This is a genomic window from Streptomyces sp. NPDC002790, from assembly GCF_040295505.1.
Taxonomy (GTDB): Bacteria; Actinomycetota; Actinomycetes; order Streptomycetales; family Streptomycetaceae; genus Streptomyces.
Map to the genome: position 1 here is coordinate 1 of NZ_JBEOVM010000218.1, position 4,186 is coordinate 4,186.

General features: G+C 67.8%; 2 protein-coding genes. Both read right to left on the reverse strand.

Annotation, left to right across the window (positions count from 1 at the left end):
• Positions 1-133 precede the first annotated feature (133 nt).
• Positions 134-436 (reverse strand): hypothetical protein, encoded by a 303-nt coding sequence (locus ABT004_RS36055; protein WP_351345993.1) that lies wholly within the window; start codon positions 434-436, stop codon positions 134-136.
• 15 nt (positions 437-451) lie between these two features.
• Positions 452-4,162 (reverse strand): DUF6531 domain-containing protein, encoded by a 3,711-nt coding sequence (locus ABT004_RS36060; RefSeq protein ID WP_351345996.1) that lies wholly within the window; start codon positions 4,160-4,162, stop codon positions 452-454.
• Positions 4,163-4,186: the final 24 nt, after the last annotated feature.

Sequence of the window (4,186 nt, forward strand, 5' to 3'; positions counted from 1 at the left end):
CGGTACTGGCGGGCCAGGTCTCCGAGCATGTCCGCATCGCCGGGGGTCGGGTCGTCCGAAAACCCGAAAACGTCTTCCCAATCGGACACCGCTGGGCGCGCCATGGACCTAACCTCAATTTCTTCGGAGTTCTTTAGCCGAGAGTCCAGTAGTCGGTTCCTGCTTCAGGCTTGGGAGCAGGCACCCATGAAGAGCGGTCCGCGGAGGGGGCCCAGTCCGGCACTTCTCCGTCGTAGTAGATGAAGAGAGCCCAGTAGTAGGGCTCTTCGTGCAGGATGATGTCGCTCTCTTCCAGGAACTTCTGCTGCGGCCACTGGGCGTTGATACGTGCCACGGCCTCCGCCTCCGAGATGGAGAACAGGGAGACCATCTCGTCGGCGACTTCGTCCAGCAGCTCCAGCACGTCGGTCGACGCGTTCGCCAAGAATTTACTCATTGCGACACCCTTTCATCACTGGAGGCTACTGGTGAGGAGCTTCCCTGCGTCATCCCCGAAGAACACCACCTGGTTCCCGAACCACTTGCCGGGCTTCCCCTTCATGAATGCCGGGACGTTCTTCAGCATCGGCCCCTCCACCATCTGGTGGGGCAGGTCCTTTCCGCCACCGCGATAGTGCTTGACGAAATCATCGAGTTCCTTGCTCGCACCGTTGAAGGTCTTCGAATTGAGGGCATCGAACTCCGCCTTGGGGACACGGAAGTGGAGAACCTCGGCATTCTTGCCGAACTTGCCCGCCCATTGCGTTGCTTGCGCGGCGTCCCGCGTGGTGTAGAAACCGTTCCCGAAGTCCATGGGGCGAGTACTGAAGCCGGTGTCGACGCCGTTCTGTCGGATACTCGCGCCCGCGTTCTTGTTGGTCCCGTGGAACAGGTCCACGTGACACTCGGGCGCCAGGCCCAGCACGTCGGTCGCAGTAAGGGGGTTGTTGACATAGGTGACCGGGTTGGGCGCCGGGTCCAGACCCAGCGGGTCCGGCGAGGTGTACCGGCCCGTCTCGGGGTCGTAGTGACGGAAGTAGTTGTAGTAGAGGCCGGTTTCGGGGTCCTCGTACTGGCCGGGGAAGCGGAGCGGGGTGACGGCCGTGGCGTCCCGGTTGCGGGCGGTGGTGCCCCACAGGGTGGTGCGGGAGCGCCAGGCGATGTCGCCCTGTTCGTCGACGAGTTCGGTGGGGGTGCCGACCAGGTCGGTGACGATGGCGAAGAAGCGGGAGTCGTACTCCTCCTGCGTCCTCGGCCTGCGCTCCAGCTGGGTCAGGGGGCGATGGTCGTCGTGGTCCCAGGTGAGAGTGACGCCGGTGGCGGAGTCGGTCTGCTCGGCGAGGCTGGTGCCGTCCCAGGCGAAGCGGACGGTCTCGGTGACCGAACCGTCCATCGCCATACGGTACTTGGCGGTCCGGCGGCCCAGTGGGTCGTATGTGTAGTGCCAGCGGGTGCCGTCGGGGCTCGTGCAGGCGGTGAGGCGGTCCTCGGCGTCCCATTCGTAGCGCCAGGTGTCGGGCTTCTTCGACAGTCGGCGCTTCTGGCGCAGCACCAGGCGGCCGGCGGCGTCGTACTCGTAACGCACGCCTCCTGCCGACTGGATGCGGGTGCCGGTGTAGGTGCGTTCACCGCGAGCCTCGCCGCGACCGGCCTTCTCGGGCCAGGTGGCCTCGATCTGGTTGCCGGCCCGGTCGTAGGCGTAGGACTCGCTCCAGCCGTCGGCGGTGACCGCCAACGGGCGGCCGATCGGATCCAGGTCCAGCTGCCGGTCGCTGCCGGTCGCCTCGTCGGTGACGGAGGTCAGGTGGTTGTCGGGACGGTATCCGTACTTGCGGGCACGCAGAGTCCCGCCCCGGCCCACGAGGCCGTGGGTCACCGGGCGGCCCGACAGGTCCCACGAGGTGGACACCGTCACCGGCGCGGCGCCGGAGCGCAGGACCCGGGTCAGCTCGTGACCCGCCGCGTCGTGGGTGAACTCCATACGACGGCCGTCCGTCGTCAGCGCGCTGCGACGGCCCGCCTCGTCATACGCGAGCTCGGTGAACGCGCCCGTCGGAGTCGTACGGGAGACGCGTCGTCCCAGGCGGTCGTAGGCGTAACGGATGGTGCGGTCGTCGACCGTCTCCGACAGGAGGCGGCCCATCAGGTCCCGCTCGAAGTCGAGAGCGGAGGTGGGGGAGGCCACGCGGGTCAGATCGCCCGCCGCGTCATAGGTGTAGTCGGTCCGGACACCGGCCGCGTCCTTGGACGTCAGCTGGCCGAGGACGTCGTACGTGTACCCGATCTCCTCGCCCAGCGGCGTCCTGCGGCCGACCAGACGGCCCGACGCGTCGTGGCTGTACGAGATCTCGCGGCCGTCGAAGTCGGACTCCGCTGTCAGGTTGCCCGCGTGGTCGTAGGTGTAGTCCCAGGTCAGCCCCTGTGGGTTGGTGACCTGGGCGAGGCGGAGCTCGCGGTCGTAGGCGAAGGCGTGACGGACGCCGTCCGGTGTGGTCCGGGCGGCCATCTTGTCGAAGTGGGTGTACTCGTAGCGGGTGGTGCCGCCCACGGCGTCGGTGTAGGTGAGGCAGTTGCCCTCACCGTCCCAGGCCATCTGCTCGCTCCGGCCGTCGGGGCCGGTGCGCCGCGCGGGCAGCCCCTCGACGGTCCACTCCGACCCGCTGGTCGCGCCCAGTTGGTCGGTGACGGTCGTGGGACGGCCGAACGCGTCCCGTGCCACCGTGGCGGTGCGTCCGGCCGGATCGGTGACGGACACCGGCAGACCCGCGCCGTCGACCGCGTAGGCCACCGTCGCCCCTGAAAGATCCGTGCTGGTGGCGACCGCGCCGGTGGGGTGGTGGGTGAACCGGTTCGTGACACCTTCCGGGCCGATGACGGCCGTCAGGTTGCCCCGCTCGTCGAACTCCTGGTGCCACGTCACCCCGTCGTGACCGGTCGAAGTGACAGGGAGGTGCAACTCGTTGTACGCCGCCGTGGACCGGTTGCCGTCCGCACGCTGGACGACGGTGAGGTCGCCTGCCGCGCCGTACTCGAAGCGGGTGGTGTGGCCGAGGGCGTCGGTGCTGGACAGGAGGTTGTCGTAGCGGTCCCACTCGGAGCGGACGGTGTTGCCCAACGGGTCCGTCTCGCCGACGACTTGGTGGAGGTCGTTGAGCTGGTAGGTGGTGGTGGCGCCGCAGGCGTCGGTGTAGTGCGTCCGGAGCTGGTCGGGGTCGTAGGACCAGCGGGAGGAGAGATATCCGTCGGGGCCGATGGTCTCGGTGACCCGGTTCGCCTCGTCGTAGACGTAGCGGTAGACGGAGTGGTTGCGGTCGGTCCAGGAGGTGATGCGGTGTTGGTCGTCGTAGCCGAACACCAGTGGCTTGCCAGAGGAGTTGACGATGTGGCTGAGGTTGCCGTCGGCGTCGTGCTCGTACGACATGACCTCGACGGGACCGTCGGGGGTGGTGACCGAGAGGCCGGTGATGAGGCCGGCGACGCAGCGGGTCTCGACACGGTAGCCGCCGGAGTGGAGCAGCTCGGTGGGGGTGCCGTCCTCCAGGCGGTTCACGGTGACGTTGTTGCCGTTGCGGTCGTGCCAACGGGCCAGCCAGTACAGGCCGTTGTCGTCGTCCGGGTGGTCCGCGAAGGTCTGGACGAGACCGGTGTGCGGGTCGACGACGCGGTAGATGACCCGGCCGGTGGTGTCGTGCGTTCCCGCGCAGGTCAGCGGCAGCCGGGGTCCCTCCTCGGGCCAGACCGGCTCGGCGGACTCGGTGTTCGGGAGGCGGGGATAGGTGAGGATCGACCCGTCCTCGCGGGCCCACGAGACCCGCCCTCGGTCGTCGATCTCCAGCCGCTCGTCGAGGGCGGAGGCCCAGGAGGGCCCGAAGAACTGGCCGTAGCGGTAGGTCGACAGATACGTTCGAGAGATGGTCAGCGGCAGTACGCCCGGCAGCGTCAAGTCGGTCTGCTGCAACAGCATTTCGCCGCTGGCCACGTCGACCGGGTCGGTCTTGCACGTACGACTGTTCAGACCACGGCTGCTGATACGGACGTTCGGCGGCTTGATGGACGAGGGCTTGACGCCCTTGAGGGCGGAGCCGATCCCCTTGACGCCTTTGAGCAGCGCGCCGCCACCCGCGACCAGTCCCACGACGCCGAGGATGATCTCGCCGATGTCCCAGTCGCCGGTCTCGGCCATGATCGACATATTGATGCCCAGTGA

What these genes read in the sequence shown, in the direction of transcription:
- ABT004_RS36055 (WP_351345993.1), bottom strand. Translation starts at nt 436, where the DNA reads ATGAGTAAATTCTTGGCGAACGCGTCGACCGACGTGCTGGAGCTGCTG.
- ABT004_RS36060 (WP_351345996.1), bottom strand. Translation starts at nt 4,162, where the DNA reads ATGGCCGAGACCGGCGACTGGGACATCGGCGAGATCATCCTCGGCGTC.